Consider the following 18,903-nt stretch of genomic DNA (forward strand, 5'->3'; position numbering starts at 1 on the left):
AGATCGTTTCTGATTCCAAGTTTCATGAGCCGCTTTTCGCTTCTCAATCTTCTTTTTCTCAGCCCGCGTTTTTCGCTGCGGGTTAGGAGAGTAACGCAGCTCAGAGTTGGTGCAACTACATTGTGCTGTTTTTTGCAAAAAAGTTTCGTTCGAAGCATCCAATCAGCCTTTTCCTGCCGATTCGCGCCCCATGCATCGCCTTCGACCCCGTATTCATGCTGCCTGTAAAACCAACTCTCGAAAAACGACGTTTTGTCTACGTAAACACGTCATTTTGAGCACTGGAGAAGCCTCGCTTTTGAAGCCTGCAGATCATCTCATGAAGGCATCGCTCCAAAAACTTCATCCTGTTATGCGTGCATCACGCATTTTCTTCTCTCCGCTCGATTTCATCCACGATTGAGCTCGATGTCGACTGGCATTCGGAGCTGCTAATGAGCCATCAAAAACATGCCTCTATATCGTGCCTCTCGTTTGACTCTAAAACACCGTTGGTACCGCCTGCTCTGGGCACTCTCCTCATAAGTGAGACGCGGCTATGCACTGCGGCCTCTGCCTCCCTCATTCCTCTATAAGGACGATGACAGAACTCCCGCTTTAAGGCGCTTTGGGGCCTGACGTGGCTTGTCCCGTATATGAGCAGGGACAAAAAAGTGGTGTCATTCGTGCTACTCTTGCTATTTCGTTGGTCGCTACCCCATTCCAATGAACACACCACTCACCTTCACCACTGGCTCCGGCGCTCCCGGCAAATTTTACTCTCTTCCCGCTCTTGAAAGTGCCGGTGTAGGCAATGTCTCTCGTCTGCCAGTGTCCATCCGCATCGTGCTGGAGTCCCTGCTGCGTAATCTGGATGGGAAGAAGGTCACTGAGGCAGACGTCAAAAACCTCGCGAACTGGAACGCAAAGAGCCCGGGCGAGTATGAGATCCCCTTCACCGTCGCCCGCATCGTGCTGCAGGACTTCACCGGCGTGCCCCTTCTCGTCGATCTGGCCGCCATGCGCTCGAAGGTGAAAGAACTCGGCAAGAACCCGAAGATGGTCGAGCCCCTCGTGCCCGTTGATCTCGTGGTCGATCACAGCGTGCAGGTGGACTTCGCCGGTACGCAGAATGCTCTGAATCAAAACCTCGCGCTGGAATTTGAGCGCAACAAGGAGCGCTATCAGTTCCTCAAATGGGGTGAGCAGGCTTTCGACACCTTCAAGGTCGTGCCTCCAGGCATCGGCATCGTGCATCAGGTGAATCTGGAATACCTCGCCAAGGGCGTGCTCGAAAAAGACGGCGTGTATTATCCCGATTCTCTCGTCGGCACCGATTCACACACCACCATGATCAACGGCCTCGGCGTCGTCGGCTGGGGAGTGGGTGGCATTGAAGCCGAAGCAGGCATGCTCGGCCAGCCGGTGACCTTCCTTGTCCCGGAAGTCGTCGGTGTTTACCTCAAAGGCGCACTGAAAGAAGGCGTCACCGCCACGGACCTCGTTCTCGAAGTCACTCAGAAGCTGCGCAAGCTCGGTGTCGTCGGCAAATTCGTCGAATTCTACGGCCCAGGTGCTGTCAGCCTGCCTGTCACCGACCGTGCGACCATCGCCAACATGGCCCCTGAATATGGCGCCACGATGGGCTTCTTCGGCGTGGATGAAGAAACCATCGCCTACCTGCGCGGCACTGGCCGCAGCGAAGAGCTCTGCACCACCGTCACCAATTACTACAAGGCCCAGGGCATGTGGGGAATCCCCACCGAGAAGGGCAGCATCGAGTTCACCACCGAGATGGAGATGGACCTCAGCACCGTCGTTCCTTGCGTTTCCGGCCCAAAACGCCCGCAGGACCGCATCGAAGTGCCTGCTTTGAAAGCCAAGTTCAACGAGCTCCTCGTTGCCGATGTGAAAGCCGGCGGCTTTGGCAAAACACCCGTCTCGCAGGTTGTCGAACACCTCGGTGCCTCCAAAGCTGATGGCATCGACGTCACCGGCGCAGCAGCAGGTGTGGATGTGGTGTCCGACCAGACCGGCTTCGAAGTCACCGTTGATTCCAAAGGCGGCATCAAAGACACCATCACCGACGGCAGCGTGCTCATCGCCGCCATCACGAGCTGCACGAACACCAGCAATCCGAGCGTCATGCTCGCTGCTGGTCTCCTCGCCAAGAAAGCGAACGCCAAGGGCCTCACCGTGAAGCCTTCCGTCAAAACCAGCCTCGGGCCAGGATCCCGTGTGGTGACCGATTACCTCACGAAAACCGGCCTTCAGGTCGAACTCGACAAGCTCGGCTTCCAGACCGTCGGCTACGGCTGCACCACTTGTATCGGCAATTCCGGCCCGCTTGACGCTGGCATCGAAGACGTCGTCAAAGGACAGGATGTCGTGGCTGCCAGCGTGCTTTCCGGCAACCGCAATTTCGAAGCCCGCGTGCATCAGAGCATCAAGGCCAACTTCCTCATGAGCCCCCCTCTTGTGGTCGCCTATGCCATCGCAGGCACGGTCGATATTGATCTGAGCAAAGACGAACTCGTCGCCGGCAGCGGCGTCTATCTGAAGGACATCTGGCCCACGCTCAAAGAAGTGCGCGATGCCATGGCGTCCGCGCTTTCCCCGGATGTCTTCCGCAAGCTCTACACCGATTTCGCTTCGCAGAATCCGAAGTGGAACGAGATCCAGGGCGGCATCGGCGAAGTCTTCGAGTGGGATGGCAAGTCCACCTACATCCAGCATCCGCCGTTCTTCGCTGATTTCAGCATGACCCCCGGCGACATCACCGAGATCAAAGGCGCCCGCCCGCTCGGCATCTTCGGCGACTCCGTCACCACCGACCACATCAGCCCTGCTGGTGCGATCAAGAAGGCAAGCCCTGCCGGCCGTTTCCTCCTCGAACACGGTGTCACCCAGGCTGATTTCAACAGCTTCGGCAGCCGCCGTGGCAATGACCTCGTCATGACCCGTGGCACCTTCGCCAACGTTCGCATCAAGAACCTCATGCTGGGTGGCAAGGAAGGTGGCGACACCCTCCTGCAACCTGCGGGCACCGAGATGAGCATCTATGACGCAGCCGAGGCCTACAAGGCCGCTGGCACGCCAAGCATCATCCTCGGTGGTGAAGACTACGGCATGGGCTCCAGCCGCGACTGGGCCGCCAAAGGAACGCGTTTGCTCGGCGTCAAAGCCGTCATCACGAAGTCCTTCGAGCGCATTCACCGCAGCAACCTCGTCGGCATGGGCGTCCTGCCCTGCAACTTCAAGGACAAGGCCGACTACGACAAGGTCAAGGACCTCAGTGATGCCACCTTCGACCTCCTGGGCCTGAGCAATGACTTCAAGCCGATGAGCGAAGCCACCCTCCGCGTCCACCAGGCCGACGGCAGCAGCTTCGACGTCCCCGTCGTCGTCCGCATCGACACCCCCGTGGAGATCGACTACTACCGCGCAGGCGGCATCCTTCCGTATGTGCTCGCCCAGATCCTGCGTGCGAACGCGTAAGCCGTAGAACGAACGTCCAAGTTCGTACCCTCCAGCCACGACTCAACAATCATCCGGCAGACCGCAAGGCTGCCGGATTTTTGTTTTCTGGCATGTTTCACCGGAAGGATCACACTCAGAAGCATGAACGCCGCCACCGTCTTCCCCATGATTCCAGCCGCGAGTAAATCGCTGTGGTTCTTTGCCATCATCAGCCTCATCCTCGTCGGAGTCCTGTTTCTGATGGTCTGGCTGGCGTGGTCCATGCAGCATGTGCGTTTCACGGTTTCAAATGATGGCCTGCGACTTCAAGGCGATCTCTATGGTCGAATGGTCCCGCTGAAGTCGCTCAAACTCGACGAGGCGGTCGTCACCAACCTGAACACCGACAAAGAGCATCAGCCGAAATGGCGCACGATGGGAACAGCGCTGCCAGGCTACGCCGCCGGATGGTTCAAACTCCGCAATGGGGAGAAAGCGCTGCTCTTTGTGACGGACAAAACGCGCGTGGCACGCATTCCGACCACGGAAGGCTACAGTCTCATGCTCAGTGTCAGCAATCCTGCGGCGCTCATTGACGCTTTGAAGCAGCAGAGCGCGCCCTGAAGAACCGATCACCCGCCGTTCACCACCATGCCACGCAGCGCGCTCGATGACATCATCGGCTGCAGCAGCGCCAGACCGGCACGCAGCTGGGCGGGGGTGGTTTTGACAGGGTTGTTGACGATGAGCACGTCGGTCGCGAGCGGGGCCAGCGGAGCGACGTTGGCAAAGCTCTTCAGCAGCGGAGAGGCATCGAGAATGATCCAGTCCACTTCCGTCTTCGCACGCTCGATCCAGCTGCGGTAGCCGTCGAGCAGTTCGTTGGTGGCGTGCGCGGGCAGATCGCAGCCGGGCAGCAGGAAAAGATTGCTGTGGCCGTAGCGGAGGGCCTCCAGGTTGCTGGCATAGGCGCCGTAGCCCTGCACGGCACGCGGGAACCATTGATGCAGCGTGGGGGAGGACGGATTGCACTCCATCATGAACACACGCCGGCCTTGGTGGCAGAAGGCGGCGGCCAGCGCTGCAGACACCAGGGTTTTGCCATCTCCAGTGCCCGCACTCGTGATGAGAATCACCCCGGCGGTGCCGCTGCGGTTCATGGCTTGTTGTTCGAGCGTGCTGGTGAGCTGATGCAGCGCACTGGAAGCACCGATGGGTTCCGGTTTCAGCAGTTCCGAAAGCATGGCTTCCGGGCTGGATCCCTGCACATAGGGAAGACGGGCCAGAATGGTGGTCTCGCCATTGGCAGGCTTGATCACCGGCATATGGCGCGATTGCGGCGGCATCGGCGGTGGTGCAGGACGATTCACCGCAGGCGGTGGACGTTCCGCGGCAGGCAAGGCCGGCGCTGCAGGGCTGGCAATGGCGAACGGAGAAGCACGCGGCTGTGCCTGCTGAGCTGGATAGCCATAGCCATACGCAGTGTGTTGCGTTTGATCCTGCATCACAGGCTTTTCCACTTTGGGGCTGAAAAGCTTCTTCACATGATCGTCAAAAATTCCCCAACCCACTGGCAGGCCGATCAAGGTCAGACCAAACAGCATGACAGCAGCCAAAGCGGCGATGGGCTTGCTCGGTTTGACAGGTTTTTCCGGCACCGTTGCCACATCCGCGACACGCAGCAGGCCGCTGTCACGGAACTGGCCCGTGAGTGCTGCCTGACTGCGGCGCATCTCGATTTTCTCATAGAGATCGCGGTCCATTCGCACCTGGTCGCGCAGCAGGCTCTGCTGCACGTTCTTGCCATTGACGTCCAGCGCCACGCCGCGTGCTTCTTCAAGCTGGCGGCGGTAGTCCGCAAGCTGGCGCTCCTGCGACTCCACCTCGGCCTGGATCATCCCACCAACGGAACTGATCGCACGAGCCAGCGACCCGCGCAGCGCTTCGATTTCATTCGTCAGCCCGATCATGCGTGGGTGTTTGCGGCCGCAGGTGGCCTCCAGAGGCGCACGTTCGGCGATCTTTGCATCAAGCTGCTTGCGGATGAAATTCACATCCGGGTTGTCTGCAAACAGCCGAAGTTCGGTGAGGTCACGCCCGACCTTCTGCGCAGCCACAAGATCATTGAGATCACTTTTCGCCTTGGTGAGCTTCAGGTCTGCTTCCGTGATCGCGACGTTAAGCTGGCGCACCTTGTCGTTGGAGACATCTTTGGAATCGACGTCTTCCATGATCCCCTGACTTTTGCGGTACTCCGCGAGCTTCCGCTCCGATTCTCGCAGTTTCTTCAGCAGCTCCCCCGACTGTGTTTCGAGGAAGGCGGAGGTGTTCGCACTGAGCTGGCCTTCCTCCTCGGCCACATAGCGGGTGTAGTCTTCCGTGTACTGGTTGGCGAGATCGGCGGCGGTCTGCGGATCACGGTCGCGAATCTGCACACGCAGCACGTGCGATTCCTTGAGCGGCTCCACCCGTGCATTGCTGATCATCAGGTTGATGAACCGCTCACGTGGATCGCCAGGCTTGCCCGGCTTGTACAGTCCCAGCAGTTTCATCAGCTCATCCTTGCGGCTAAGAGAGTTCACCTCACGATCCAGAAGCGCATCACGCTCCTTCGCTGGGAAGTGGTCGTATAAATAACTCAGGTAGCGCCGGGAGAGCAGTTCCGCACGGTGGTTGTTGATCAACTGCACTGCGCTCAACTCCCCAGGACCACGGGAGACCGAGCCAACAATGTCAACCGGACTGGCATCCTGAATGCGCAGCAGCAGCTGCGACTCCGCCTCGTAGATCTTCACTCCCATGCCGAGGTAGTAAAACGCAAATGCCGCGAGAATGAGCCCCAGCACGCCCCCCCGCAGCCAGCGCTTGCGGATGTAGCCGATGACATCCACGAGACTGATGAGCGACTGCACCTCAAAATCCTGCGGATTGATCGGCGGCAGGAAGGCGCGAGGATCAAACACCGGCGACATGCCCGGATGCGCCGGCATGGTCATGGATGGAGCCATTGGCACCAGGCCGCGCGCTGGTGGGAGGGCAAGCATCGCTCCAAAGCCGTCCGGTGGGGCGGCGTTCGAGGGCTGGATGCTGTAGGAAATGGCCATATGAATGAATTAAGCAGCTGGAGGGAGAACAGGTTCATTCCCCTCCTGAGAATCGTTGGGACTAGTCACCACTGGAGAATTGGACCGTGGCAACCAGCGGCGCACGGCGCGCAGAGCACGAAAGGCGGTGGCGCGCCAGCTTGTCGGATTGAAACCTTCGAGATCAAGCAGCCAGCGTGTACCGTCACACCACTGGCGTTTGTATTCGTAGTCGCCGGGCAGCATGTCATACACCTGCAGGCCGCGCTGGATACAGCAGTCAACAGCCCAGCGGATCACCAGCTTTCCAGGGGAAATCTTCGCCAGAGACCGCTCCCAGCCCGACTGATACTGAAAAAACTGCTCACGCTCGACGAAACCGTACAGTGCAGCCACCAGCTTGCCGTCGGCTTCGAGCAAGGGCATCCATGCACGCTGCTGCGGCAGCCAGCGCGCCGCCAGGCGCTGGTGAAAACGCCAGGAGGCTTCCGTGGTGAAGGTGCTGACTCCCTCCGCCCACTGCATGGCATGCAGCACTCGGAACTCCTTCATCGCCTCGTCAATGCTCATGCGCTCACCAACCTGCGTGGCTATGCCTGCATGCTCTGCCGTAAAAGCCCTGCGACCGCGGCGCAGCAAATTGCGCCATTTGGAGCTGTGGCGTGCCTCGTAGTCTTCCCAAGACGCAGGCAGGTTGATAAACCGGGTGACCTGGCGGTTCAGCACTCCGGCATCGCTGAAAGCCTCCTGCAGCACCGCGAGGAGATGGGGCCTGTTGGGAGACTCTTCGAGAAGATGATTCAGCCGGACATTGTCGCACTCAGGCTGCAGCATCTTGAACACGCGGCAGAGCTGAGGCGTCAGTTCATCCTCCCGGCCAGCGGGCACGATGAGGTCCAGCCGCTCGCCATGCGCATCTCCAAACCCGGCCAGAAAGGTCAGGGTCACGAGATGTTTGCGCACCGAATCCGATTCAGAGGCGAGCATCAGCGGCGCAATGGCCTGCGGAATACCTTCGGCATCACGCAGCACACCAATGACCAGCCGTGCGTTTTGACGACATTCTTCCCACCACAGGCTCATCCAGTCCCACCGGACGAACGGCGAACGCGTGGCCATTTGCTCGACCAGTGTGTCCCAAAACGGCTGCAGCGCATGGAAACCCGCGTCGTCGCGCACGATCTCGAGCGTGAGCGCGCCACGACGCGGTGCTGGGATGGAATCGGCCGCAACGCGGCGCGGTTTGTGAAGAAACATTGTTGTAGTCACTTGGCACCTCCTGCCGGCACGGCGGCTGTTTGTTTGCGTTGCTGCGCGGATTCAATCAGCGCACCCAGTTGCTGGCGCGCCTTCAGCAGTACGCCGGAATTGTCATCCCAGTCGCCAAAACCACGCGCAAAACTGGCAGTCAAACGACGTGCCTCATCTTCGAGGCCCAGCTGACGTGCCAGCATCAGGTAATCGTAGTCTTCCACAGTCTCACGCAGCCATTTGAGACGCATGGACGCCACCGGGGCATTACGGCCCTGACGTTTCTCCGTGGCAGGGTAGATGTAGGAGCCGTCACCATTGTAGGTCGCACCATCGGGCGTTTTGAAAGTGCCCGCATCCTGCCAGACATCGACGCCTTCAGCGGCAAAGATCGTGTCCCAGTAATCAAAGCCAGTGATGCCGTGCTTCGGAAACAACCAGCCGACGATGCGATGCGCCATGGGCGGATAATCGAGCGCCCACACGGGCGGGAAGCTGTTGGTGAGCTGCTTGGGCCTGCCGTGTTGCTGTTCCCAGGCCACCGGCATCTGCACCAGCGCCGCATAGGCCCAGACTTCCTCTCCCGCCTGACGACGCAGAGCGATGTCATGCTTGCCACCGGCCCATTCCATGTCCTTCCACACTTCGCTGAAATGCGGCACCCAGATGTCCACCGCACCGGCAAGTGAACCCCACGCGGCTTTTTCGGCTGTGGGTTGCTCGGTGACGTGCAGTGGCACACGCACGCCGTGCTTTTTTTCCACCTCGTTGAAGAACTCACCCCAGCGGCGCACGGTAGCATAAGCGGCCTCGTCGTTCGGCTCATCGAGATCTCCCATGATGACATAGCCGCGCGACTCACAGCGAATTTTTCCCAGCAACTTCATCCATTGCGCGACATAGCTCATCGCCGCAGCGCGGTCTTCGCCCAAGGGATCTTTGAACGGCCATTTCGGCCAGATCGGCAGGCCGATGCTGTTGCAATGGCGGTGCAGCAGGTGCTTTCTCAGCGCCCGTTCCACCTTGTCTTCATCCAGCTTGCCGGTGCCAGCGTCGGGATAACTGCCGTAGATTTGATCCACGCTGAGCCTATGCTCGGCGAGCAGGTCGTAATAGGCATTGAGCAGACCCGCGTGCGCCAGCGACGGTGCATTGTCATGATACTCCAAGCCATGAACCTGGGCGACGTGACGCACCGTGGTCATGATCGAGGTGCGCAGCTTCGGCACCACGGGCAGGTCAAAATCCCACACGTTCAGCGTGTAGCTGGCGATGGCTTTCATGCCATCGGCAAACTCAAACCGCACTTCGCCGGTGTATGCCCCCGGTGCAGCGGTGTAGGGCACAAAGACATCCACCCAGTAAGGTTGATTCACCACTTCCGTACCGTTGAGCTCCTGCGCAGGCATGTCGAGCGGCACCAGTGCGTCCGGATAATCGCCCGGCGGCAGCGGTGCCATCGGCGTGGACTTGGTGACGCGCACATAGTGCTCACGCAGCACCTTCGGGGCTGGCAGCAGGGCGGCAGAATCATCCTTGGCGATCCCCGTGGCGATCACCTGAATCGTTTTAAGCTGCTCCGGCGTGGCGGTGACGATGATCTGCAGCGGCTCCCACTCTCCGCGCGCTGCGTACAGGGTGTTCGTGGCTGCCGTCGGCGCAGCGCCGTCGCGCGAAATACGGGTCATGCCATCGCAAAACGACACTTTCACCGACTGGGCAGCCGCGCAGGTGGTCAATGCCAGGAGCAGCAAAAGCGCTTTCATGACTTCACCTCCACGAGCTCTGCATAGGTTTCCGCATACTGCCGTGCAGCATGGGCGATGGTGAATTTCTCCAGCACCCGCTGGCGCGATTTCCGGGCGATTTCTTCACGCGCTACCGCTCCAAGCTGCAGCGCCTGTTCCCAGGCTATCGCCAGGGCAGAATGATCCTGCATTGGCACGACCTGTCCGACACCCTCAAGCAGCCGTCCGCAGTCACCCACATCCGTGGTGACACACGGCACACCGCAGGACATCGCCTCAATGATGGTCATCGGACACGCCTCGGTGCGCGAGGAAAGCGAGAACACACTCAGCGCAGGATACAAACGCCACGGATCGGCACGGAAAGAATCAAAGCGCACCTGCTGACGCTGCGGCAGCATGGCCAGCAGCTCACGCTCCACTTCGCCCAGTTCGACTTCCACTCCGCCGCAAAAGACAAAGTGTGCCTCTGGCACCCGGGTCTGGAGCAGGGCCGCTGCGCGCAAGAAGGTCGCCAGATCCTTCATCTCATGAAAGCGCCCGACAAATCCAATCACCGGTGCCGTAGGTGGCAGCTTCAGTTCGGCACGCGTGTCCAGTCCTGCATCCGTATCTGGCACAAAGCGCTCTGCGCTGATGCCATTGGGAATCCAGCGCATTTTGGCGCGCGGATAGCCGATGGCGGCGTGGTCTTCGATGGCGGTGGCAGAGCAGGAAATGATGCGCCGTGGAATAAAACGCGAGCTGAAGGCCAGCGCACGTCGGAAGAGCGCCATCTTGCCGTCGCTGTCACCGGGGTTGCGGTGGATTTCGCGGCAGTGAATACTCCATACAATGTTGCGCACTCCGGCAAGTTTCGCAGCCCAGCCGCCCACGAGATCGGCGTGATGCGTCCACGTTTGCACAATGTCGGGACGCTCCGCACGCAGCACGGCGTGCAGTCTCGCGAGTGTACGCGGATTGAGGTAGGTGGTGCTCTCCAGGTCATGCACATTCACCCCTGCCTCCTGCAGCCGCTTCAGCTGATGTGGCCAGGGCTTGGCATTGATGGCCACGACCACGGTGCGGAACTGCGCCGGATCGAGCGATTCGGCCAGATTCATCAGCATCGCCTCCGCTCCACCACCACCAATGCTGTAAGCAAAGTGCAGCACGACCGGGCGCCGGTCGAATGCGGGTGCAGGCAGGGTTTGCGCAGCCACGAAGGCACGCATCGGCTGCTGGATGGGCAGCTGCAGCGTGTTACTCGTGGCAAGCGTGATCGTCCTCATATCATCGACATCGCTTTCAGGCAGCTCTGCCGCCAGTCTTTGAGTGTTTCAAAAGCTCCAGACACCGTGGCTTTCGCCTCCAGCACGGATTCAGGGGAGCCGTAACGTGGCAGCTGGTGCATCGAGACGGTGTCATGGACGCGACCACTGATCGTTGTACAGGCCGCTTTGAACCCCGCTTCACGCACGAGCATGAGTGTTTCGCGGGTAAAATCATCCGGCCCGCCGTTGGGATAGGCAAAAGCAATGGGCAGTTCACCGAGCTCGGCGTGAATGCGATCACGGCAGGTGGCAATTTCCGCACGCATTGCCATGATATCGCAACGTGCCAGAATGGGATGCGTGTGCGTATGACCGCCGATGTCCACATGGCCGCTGAGGGACATTTCACACGCCATCTCCCACGTCATTGGGCGCATGGCTTTGGGCAGATCACTGAAAGTGGGCGCTTTGACCCCCAGCGCCTCCTCCAAACGGTCCACCTCGCCCAGCAAATCTGTGTCCGGCAGTTCCTTGAGTTCCGGCAGCAGCTGCCTGAGGGACTGCTGACGCAGCTCGTACGTGCCGAGATAGAGGCGCAATTTTTTGCCATTAATCTTCCAGTCGAGCAGCTCCTTCTGCGTACGACCGAGCGCGAGATCAACTCGCTGAAACCAAAACATTTCCACCCCATCGAGGAAACCCGTGGCGACAAAGATGGTGGCGTGCAGCCCGAACTCCCGCAGAATAGGGAACGCCAGTTCGTAGTTGGATGCATACCCGTCATCGAAGGTCATGACGACTGAGTTGTCAGGAAGGCCGGATCCCTGGCTGCGTGCTTCAACGAGATCGGCCAGCGAAATCACTCGATACTCTTTGGCCAGCATGGCGCAAATGTTGCGGAAAGCATCGACCTGCAGATGCAGAGACCAGTCGAGGATGCCCCGATCTCCTGTATTTTCGCTGAGACCGTGAAACGTTAAAATCGTGGCCTCGGAAGAACGCCGTGTACGCGAGAACGACGCCAGCCCGCACCCGACAAGGGCGGCGGCTTTGATAGAGCGCGAGTAGAGGGCGAGCGGCATAATCAAAGGGTTAAAGAAAAGCTTAGGCCCTCAGCCGGAGATGACTGGCAGGCATGACGGTTATAGAAATTTGGCAATCGCAACAATCACACACATTCTAGGTGGCGATTTATTAACTTCAATGAAATTATCATAAATACTGTATTAATCTTACGCTTTCCTTACCTTTGACTTTTGCCGCCTAAAAACAACAAGGCCGGAGGGGTTACCTCCGGCCTTGATAGTTTAAAAAAGACGCTTTCTGCAGCCTCAGAGCGGCCTGATCCAAATGTTACGAATGCGCACTGGCGGCTCGTTTTTGTGGTCCTGGATGCGGATCGGTGCTTTTTCGGGGAACTCACCCGTGTAGTCCGTGATGTTCTTGTGCTTCGTCGGTCCCATGATCTTCGTGTGGTTCTGCACACAGATCCCATTCACGAACGTCGTGATGTAGGCCGGCTCCACCACCTTGCCGCCTTCCAGTTTGGGTGCGGTGAAGACGATGTCATAGACCTGCCACTGGCCGGCAGGACGCACGGCGTTCACCAGCGGCGGCGTCTGGCCATACACACCGCCCGTCATGCCATCGGCATAGGTGGGGTTGTTGTCGCAGTCCAGCATCTGGGACTCGTAGCGGTCCATGAAAAACACCCCGGCATTGCCCTTTTTCTGGGAATTGCCCTTCGTGTTGGGCTCGCTCATCCATTCCAGATGAAGCTGGCAGCTGGCAAACTCCTGCTTCGTCCAGCAGTCACCGCCGGAAATCATCATCACCCCGCTGTCGAGTGTCCAAGGGCAGGGAATGATCTTGCCGGTTTCCTTGCCCTTCGCGTCCTTTTCCTTTGCCTGAAGCGCGTCGGCATTGATCACAATCGCATCTGCAGGTGCATCGCCTGGCTTGTCACCGGGAGCCACGGCGTTTGGACGTGGGCGGTCGATGTCGTGAACCTTCCACTGGGTGCCTGGAATGACCGGCGTGTCCGAATAGCCAATGGGTGAGGGTTTTTCTGGAGCGGCAGGTTTGGAGTCGGCAGCCAGGGCCGGAAAACTCGCCAGTGCGAGCAGGAGGGTTGTTGCAGTGTATTTCATGCGGGAAGCAGCAAACGAGAAGCCGCAGACGATATTGCAGGTCAAGATGTGAAGTAATGTAAATACAGGTTGCCAATCCTTTGAGACAGCCGATTCTGATCCCTCATCAAATCGCGGGATGGAGCAGCCCGGTAGCTCGTCAGGCTCATAACCTGAAGGTCGTAGGTTCAAATCCTACTCCCGCAACCAATTTCAAAGCCCTGTAAATCAACGATTTACAGGGCTTTTTAGTGTCCCTTTTCAATGTGCTGGGAAAACGGTCGGTGACTTGCCTAAAATGGTGGGGTGTACTATGAATGAGTGGGCCGGTTGAGCCGGCGGCGAAGCTTACTTAACTTTCCACACCTCTCGTGATCCGCCTTTTCCATTCTGTTGCTCTCCTGAGCCTGACCATCATTGGCCTCAATTCTTGTGCAGGGCCGAAGAAGGCTTTGTCCAAAAGTGCCACACCTGTTGGAGCAGGTGTGGATCAAAAGGCGGCCTCGTCCGAAGGTGCTCCACCTGTTGCCGGAGGAAATCCGCCCCCTGATCCCAAGGCTGCGCGTGACGATTATTGGAACCTCGCCATGCAACGCTACAAACCACCTGCGTCGGGAAGCCAGACTGCACTTGCCGAACTTCCGGAGCCGAGCACGCCGAGCACAGGCACTGCGGTGACACCCGCGCCCACGGTTTCGACAACACCATCAGCATCAAAACCCGCCGTGAGCGTGACGCCTGCGCAAGATCTGAATCCGGCGGACATTCCATATGCCACCTGGGCTCCCGGAAAGCGTGGAGTCGTGAAGAGCCCGTTCGATCCCAGCGGACGGCTGATCGATGTTCGAGATTTCAATGCGGGTCAGATGTCTCAATGTCCCTATACCGGGAAGGTTTTCCGCGTTCCGCCTTTGAAATGAAGACCCGGCAATAGATCCAGCCGAGTCACGCCGTCAGCGAAGCTGCCAGCAGTTTGCAATCCTCATCCACTGCCCGCTTCTCGATCCTCCCAGAACCAAAGCGGTAATGCAGGTAGTCCGTGAGTGATTGATAAAAGGTCTGGCGCGCCTGAGCGGTGGAGAAAGTGTGATCCGCTTGGTGGATGAAGCGGCACTGCAGCCGGCCCTCTTTCATCAACTGCGTGGCTTTGCGACGCGCCTGATACATCAGTAGAAAATGCCCTGGATCGTTGTCAGAAACAAACATGGCCAGCGTGCGCTCAGCAGCAGCGATGCGGCTCAAATCTCCTGGCAGATCCTTGCGCGCCGGATGCGCATAGCCGCTCGGTGGCGTGGACTTTTCCTGCTGCGGAGCAGGTCTGCCAGAACTTAGAAAACGCGGCATCACATGGCCTGCGAAACGTTTGATCGAGCCGGCAAAACCCATGCGCGTCCTGCCGGTCAGCAGCATCTTCCATTGGCTCCATTTGAAGATCGCATTCCAATACTCACGCCAGGCCACCAGCTGGTCGGTGTTCGTGTCATTGATGGTCATGCCCTCCTTCCAGTAAAAGACGAGGGGGTTGATAAGGATGCTCTCGATGATGGTCGAATGGGGCAGTTGTGCTGCCGACTGAAAGGCCACGTACGCGCCCGAGCAGAGGCCCAGCAAAACAATCGGGCGGCTAGGTTGCTGCGCATGCAGGTAGTCGCACACAAGACTCACATCACGGAAGGCGGTCGCTGTGTAGGTGTCGTTTTCCTTTTCAGGATCAGCGGCCACGCTGTCGCCGATGCCGTTGATGTCTAGCCGCAGGCAGGGATAACCGAGCGCTGCAAGCTGCCGCGCCATGGCCACATGGATGCGCCCCGGACCAATCCGGTACGCCGCCCCGGCATTGAGCATCACGATCCACGGCAGTGACGTCGGGCGCTCCCCCGGCTCCGTCATGATGCCAAACAAATCGGGCGTTCTGCTGATGTGATGAAGGGTCTCGCGTACCACGTCAGGACCGCTCGTCAGCATAGTCGTCGCACCTGCAGCGGATATGCTGCTCCTGCCTGTCACGACAGGCTGTGCCTTGGCCTTCATCCAGTCCACGATGCTTCTCAGCGCATCATGCGGCACCTGGGTGTCATGAGGTTCGGCCATCATCCCCTCGTAACCCGTCAATGCCATGGACTCCACGGACACGCCCTGCTTCGTCAGATGTTCCAACAACGCCAAATCACCCGCCGCGTTTGCACTGGACGCGATCAAAACCTGCTGGCAGCGCACCGAATGGGCAAGCAGATCCATCTGCGCGAGTTCGCCAGTCAGCTCATTCGGATAAACAAATCCCATGGCTTCAATGCCTGCCGATTCATTGCCTGCGGCCAACTGAGCGGTCTGGCTCAAGGCGGTGAGTTCGCGCACGTAGCGCCGGCCTTTCACAATGGGAGCCCACAGCACCAGGCTTTCCACCTCGTGCTGCTCCGCGTAAAGCGCCGCGAGCGACGCCCCTAGGCGCAGGCCCACGAGGCTGACCTTCCGGCAGCCACCCTCACTGCGCATCCAATCCACGGCACCACTCACGTTGGCCTGCCAAGTGGCCAGATGCTGCGGATCGCTTTCTGTGCCGTCGGAATCACCAGTGGCATGGTAGTCGTACCGCATCACCGCAAAACCTTGCGCCGCCAGCCTTTCCGCGAGGTGTCGAAGCGCACGATGTGAATGAACCTGCTCGTGCCCAAGTGGCGGACAGATCAACACACCATGTTCAGCCAGAGCGGCCGCAGGTCGGTGCAACCACGCAAACAACGACCTTCCACCGCTCTTAAAATAGAACGCGGTCCGCCCGGCCTGATCCACACACGATGCGTCTTCAGGCGCGTGCGACTGTGGCTCAGGTGTCATGATGGGTTGCGGGGGATGCACGGCTCGGCTCCACCGAAATTTCGCCCGCCACGTTCAGGGCCTCAACATAAACTTCAGGCACCTTGTTCACCCCTGCGCATGGCGAAAAACAGACTGTTTTGATCCTGTCCGGAGCGAGATGAAAATAATTGTCACCAGGCAGGAATCCTTTGGCTGACACTCGCACGTTGTGCAAAAACCGGTCGCTCTTGAGCGTGAGCTGGTAGCGCCCATCACCCAGTGCTTCCGCCTTGGCCCCCAGCATCTCCGCTGACAACGGCTGCCCCACCGGATCACGTGGACGGGTGAGATGAAACGCCTCGCTGATGGCCTCACGCTCGGCGCTGAACCAGGTCGCGATCACCACATGATGCGACTGCGGACCGAAACGGTACGCGTAGTTCACGTCAAAAAACGAACCGAGAATTTCATCAACACTGCGGGTCTCCAGCGAGCGCCGTTCCACCTTCACTACAATCTCGTGACGTGCGACGACCACATTCGGCTCGCGCAGCAACTGCACCTCGACAAAACCCTCGACCAGCTCGGCCGTTTCGTTGCTCAGATGCAGATGCAAGCCATCCAGCCCTTCATCCGTGATCGTTAACTGCCGTGTCTGCCATGCGCGCTTGAGTTGATAGTACGCTGCCTTCGGAGCACCCGTGCTGTCCACGATGCCCCAACCCGCCGCGGGCCACAGATCCTTGTAGAACCACACCAGCGCACCCGCATTGCGGCTGTGCCCGCTACGCCATTCCGCAAACGTTCGCGCCATCATCTCGCCGGATGCCACGCGGCTCAGTTCCAGATAACGCGGCATGTCGAATGAGCGCAACGTCACCGGATCGACACTGAAAAGCTCCCGCAGGTAGTGATCGCGCACATCTTCAAAATCCCATCCGGCCCCAGTGTCACGCGGAACACGCTGCTTCCAGCGCGGGTGGTGCATCACCGGCATCAGACCACCCATGATTTCATCAATGGCCTCCGTCTCCGGGATGTTTGAAAACCCCAGACACTCGCTGGTAAACTTCACATCAGCCTGCCGCAGCTCACGCAAAGAGCGCAGATACGCACCGATGCCATAATAATGAGTCACGCCGGTTCGAGTGTGAAAAGGAAGCACACCACCACTCGGCGATGACGGCACATACGCCGTGCCGGGATGATGCTGGCTGCACAGCGCTGGCAGCTGCTCTCCGAACCAGCGGTTGCGCCAAAGCTCACGCGCCATGCCCAGCATCGCCGCCTGCTGCTCGATCTCACTGTTGCCGCAGTAAACCGCCACACATCCGTGCTGCGCGAGGCGGCGTAATTGCTGTGTCGCCTCAATCGTAATGTTTTCAGCAAACGCCGCGTCATCCACGGGATAGTCCATGTTGGCAAACATGAAGTCCTGCCAGACGAGGATGCCCAGCTCATCGCAGAGGCGGTAGAATGCATCACTCTCATAGGTCATCGTGCCGCCAATGCGCAGCATGTTCATGCCCGCATCACGCGCGAGTGTGAGATCATGCCGCAGCGACGCCACTGTTCCACCGAGGGTAAAAATGTCGTTCGTCGTCCAGCATGCACCCCGGCAGTACACGCGCTCTCCATTCACATGAACCGCAAACCCGGGATCGTTGCAAACTTCGATGCTGCGGAAGCCCGTTTGCTCCAGTGGAAACTCATGCTGCCCTGCACTCGTCTCGATGATCACCTTGCCGCTGTACAACGCCGGCACGCCATGCGTATGCGGCCACCACAGTTCGGGATGTTGAATACGCAACTCGCCGCGCAGAGCATCATCCTCACACAAAAGCTCGGCAGAATACCCGCCGATGTTCAACCGCGCCGAAACAATTTTCATCGACGACTCCACCCGCGCACGAAAACTGACGACGCCTTCGTCTTCCACCAGCAAAGCCGTCTTTTGAATGTCCGTCAGCAGCACCGGCGCACGCTCCAGTCTCACCGCACGCCATGGCCCCACGGCAGGAACTGCCGGCGACCAGCCAGGAATGCGTCCCAGCAGGCTCGTACGCTGCCAGCGCAGCTGCTGGTTGTTCACGAGATTGGTTTTCCAGCGCGGACGCGAACGTTTCTTCTTCAAGTCCGCCGTGAGCGAACGAAAGCGAATCACCAGTTCATTCTCATCCCGCAAGATGCGTGCAACGTCCACGCGATGGCTGCGGAACATGTTGTCCGAGCTGAGAATGAGTTCGCCGTTGAGCCATACATCCGCAAGCGATGCGAGCCCGTCGAAGCACAGGGCACAGGATTCCTCAGCACTTCGCGCTGTCGCAGTAAAAGTCGTGCGGTACCACCAATCCTGCGCATCCACATCCGGTGGATTTTGATGACTCCACTGACCACGTGCGCGCAACGCCGAAGCCACCGTTCCCGGCACCTCGGCGGCAAACCAATCCCCCTGCACCGCTGCGGGTTCAGCACTCGCTCCAGGAGCCTGCGCACAGCATGTCCACGGCGCAAAGTGAACAGAGTCCGTCATGGTAATTACGCGGGAAACGCGTCCTTCAGTTGCTGCATCGCCTGGGTCCAGTGCTCCGCCATTTGATCGACAGGCGTGAAATCAATCGCCTTCTTCCGCGCCATCGCACGTGCCAGCTGGAACTGCAGCGTCTTCGCGCCGGTGGAAAGCCGGAGGATCGACTCAATGGCGCCATCCAGCCCGCCCACGCCCTGGCTCTGCAACCACTTCAGGTAGGTGCCGGCAAGTTCATAGCAGGAGCCAAACTGACGCAGCGTGGCAAAGGAGTACTGGTGAAACGTGGTGATCGGTTCGTTGATGAGCCACTGCATGTCAGCCTCAAAGCGGGCGCGAAACTTCACGAACGGATTCACCTCCGGCAGGCGCTGCAGCTGTCGTTTCAACAGGCCAAGCGATGCATTCAGCAGCGCCTCGCCTTGCAGCGGCAGCTTGGCGGTGCTCTTCACGATCTCGCAATAGGGCGGCAGAATCGCGGGATTCTTTTCGCCGCGCAGGTGAAACACATGCGCAAAGTCATCCCCATGCAGGTGGTAGTAGCCTTGCGCGTGGAAGTAGCCCAGGCGCTGCTGCTCCATATCTAACTCCGCAATGGCCACTGTCGTTTTGACATGCTCCAGCTGGTAGGCGCTGCCAGCCGTGTCAGGCAGATAAAATGAGTCCAGTTCAACGAGC

General features: G+C 59.1%; 12 protein-coding genes and 1 tRNA gene. 3 read left to right on the plus strand and 10 right to left on the minus strand.

From position 1 onward, the window contains the following. Positions 1 to 705: 705 nt before the first annotated feature. Both acnA and ACIREA_RS08495 read left to right on the plus strand, forming a co-directional pair. Positions 706 to 3,477 (plus strand): aconitate hydratase AcnA, encoded by a 2,772-nt coding sequence (gene acnA / locus ACIREA_RS08490; protein ID WP_397381829.1) that lies wholly within the window; start codon positions 706 to 708, stop codon positions 3,475 to 3,477. 123 nt (positions 3,478 to 3,600) lie between these two features. Continuing rightward, positions 3,601 to 4,062 (plus strand): PH domain-containing protein, encoded by a 462-nt coding sequence (locus ACIREA_RS08495; RefSeq protein WP_397381830.1) that lies wholly within the window; start codon positions 3,601 to 3,603, stop codon positions 4,060 to 4,062. 8 nt (positions 4,063 to 4,070) lie between these two features. Here ACIREA_RS08495 and ACIREA_RS08500 read toward each other — a convergent pair whose 3' ends face one another. From ACIREA_RS08500 to ACIREA_RS08525, 6 genes are all read right to left on the minus strand, one after another. Beyond that, positions 4,071 to 6,542: an exopolysaccharide transport family protein gene (locus tag ACIREA_RS08500; protein ID WP_397381831.1), complete on the minus strand. Its 2,472-nt coding sequence runs from the start codon at positions 6,540 to 6,542 to the stop codon at positions 4,071 to 4,073. A gap of 9 nt (positions 6,543 to 6,551) precedes the next feature. Then, on the minus strand, positions 6,552 to 7,778 hold the full coding sequence (locus ACIREA_RS08505; protein ID WP_397381832.1) for a GNAT family N-acetyltransferase: 1,227 nt from the start codon (positions 7,776 to 7,778) through the stop codon (positions 6,552 to 6,554). Positions 7,779 to 7,786: 8 nt separating this feature from the next. Further along, positions 7,787 to 9,538 carry a DUF4091 domain-containing protein gene (locus tag ACIREA_RS08510; protein ID WP_397381833.1) on the minus strand — a complete coding sequence of 584 codons (1,752 nt, stop codon included), beginning with the start codon at positions 9,536 to 9,538 and terminating at the stop codon, positions 7,787 to 7,789. After that, positions 9,535 to 10,791 carry a glycosyltransferase gene (locus ACIREA_RS08515; protein ID WP_397381834.1) on the minus strand — a complete coding sequence of 419 codons (1,257 nt, stop codon included), beginning with the start codon at positions 10,789 to 10,791 and terminating at the stop codon, positions 9,535 to 9,537. The genes ACIREA_RS08510 and ACIREA_RS08515 overlap by 4 nt, the downstream gene beginning before the upstream one ends. Next, a complete protein-coding gene (locus tag ACIREA_RS08520; RefSeq protein WP_397381835.1) occupies positions 10,788 to 11,855 on the minus strand; it encodes a polysaccharide deacetylase family protein in 1,068 nt (355 codons plus the stop codon). Before ACIREA_RS08520 ends, ACIREA_RS08515 begins: the two co-directional genes overlap by 4 nt. A 249-nt stretch (positions 11,856 to 12,104) precedes the next feature. Continuing rightward, on the minus strand, positions 12,105 to 12,923 hold the full coding sequence (locus ACIREA_RS08525; RefSeq protein ID WP_397381836.1) for a DUF1080 domain-containing protein: 819 nt from the start codon (positions 12,921 to 12,923) through the stop codon (positions 12,105 to 12,107). A gap of 112 nt (positions 12,924 to 13,035) precedes the next feature. Between ACIREA_RS08525 and ACIREA_RS08530 the strand changes: the two genes are divergently transcribed. Beyond that, positions 13,036 to 13,112, plus strand: a tRNA-Met gene (locus tag ACIREA_RS08530). Positions 13,113 to 13,497: 385 nt separating this feature from the next. Here the strand turns inward: ACIREA_RS08530 and ACIREA_RS08535 are convergent. The 4 genes from ACIREA_RS08535 to ACIREA_RS08550 form a co-directional block, all read right to left on the minus strand. Beyond that, entirely contained in the window at positions 13,498 to 13,668 is a 171-nt protein-coding gene (locus ACIREA_RS08535; protein WP_397381837.1) for a hypothetical protein, read from the minus strand. Between the two features lie 179 nt (positions 13,669 to 13,847). Further along, positions 13,848 to 15,737: an alpha/beta fold hydrolase gene (locus ACIREA_RS08540; protein WP_397381838.1), complete on the minus strand. Its 1,890-nt coding sequence runs from the start codon at positions 15,735 to 15,737 to the stop codon at positions 13,848 to 13,850. Beyond that, positions 15,727 to 18,231 carry a glycosyl hydrolase 2 galactose-binding domain-containing protein gene (locus ACIREA_RS08545; protein ID WP_397381839.1) on the minus strand — a complete coding sequence of 835 codons (2,505 nt, stop codon included), beginning with the start codon at positions 18,229 to 18,231 and terminating at the stop codon, positions 15,727 to 15,729. Before ACIREA_RS08545 ends, ACIREA_RS08540 begins: the two co-directional genes overlap by 11 nt. A gap of 5 nt (positions 18,232 to 18,236) precedes the next feature. Beyond that, the coding region (locus ACIREA_RS08550) for a DUF1839 family protein (protein ID WP_397381840.1) at positions 18,237 to 18,903 on the minus strand (667 nt) is incomplete at its 5' end.

The sequence above is a fragment of the Prosthecobacter sp. genome (assembly GCF_044373815.1).
GTDB lineage: Bacteria > Verrucomicrobiota > Verrucomicrobiia > Verrucomicrobiales > Verrucomicrobiaceae > Prosthecobacter.

Coding starts and splice junctions, on each gene's coding strand:
- ACIREA_RS08505 (WP_397381832.1), bottom strand. CDS start 7,778: ATGTTTCTTCACAAACCGCGCCGCGTTGCGGCCGATTCCATCCCAGCA.
- ACIREA_RS08520 (WP_397381835.1), bottom strand. CDS start 11,855: ATGCCGCTCGCCCTCTACTCGCGCTCTATCAAAGCCGCCGCCCTTGTC.
- ACIREA_RS08540 (WP_397381838.1), bottom strand. CDS start 15,737: ATGACACCTGAGCCACAGTCGCACGCGCCTGAAGACGCATCGTGTGTG.
- ACIREA_RS08535 (WP_397381837.1), bottom strand. CDS start 13,668: ATGTCCGCCGGATTCAGATCTTGCGCAGGCGTCACGCTCACGGCGGGT.
- ACIREA_RS08545 (WP_397381839.1), bottom strand. CDS start 18,231: ATGACGGACTCTGTTCACTTTGCGCCGTGGACATGCTGTGCGCAGGCT.
- ACIREA_RS08510 (WP_397381833.1), bottom strand. CDS start 9,538: ATGAAAGCGCTTTTGCTGCTCCTGGCATTGACCACCTGCGCGGCTGCC.
- acnA (WP_397381829.1), top strand. CDS start 706: ATGAACACACCACTCACCTTCACCACTGGCTCCGGCGCTCCCGGCAAA.
- ACIREA_RS08500 (WP_397381831.1), bottom strand. CDS start 6,542: ATGGCCATTTCCTACAGCATCCAGCCCTCGAACGCCGCCCCACCGGAC.
- ACIREA_RS08495 (WP_397381830.1), top strand. CDS start 3,601: ATGAACGCCGCCACCGTCTTCCCCATGATTCCAGCCGCGAGTAAATCG.
- ACIREA_RS08525 (WP_397381836.1), bottom strand. CDS start 12,923: ATGAAATACACTGCAACAACCCTCCTGCTCGCACTGGCGAGTTTTCCG.
- ACIREA_RS08515 (WP_397381834.1), bottom strand. CDS start 10,791: ATGAGGACGATCACGCTTGCCACGAGTAACACGCTGCAGCTGCCCATC.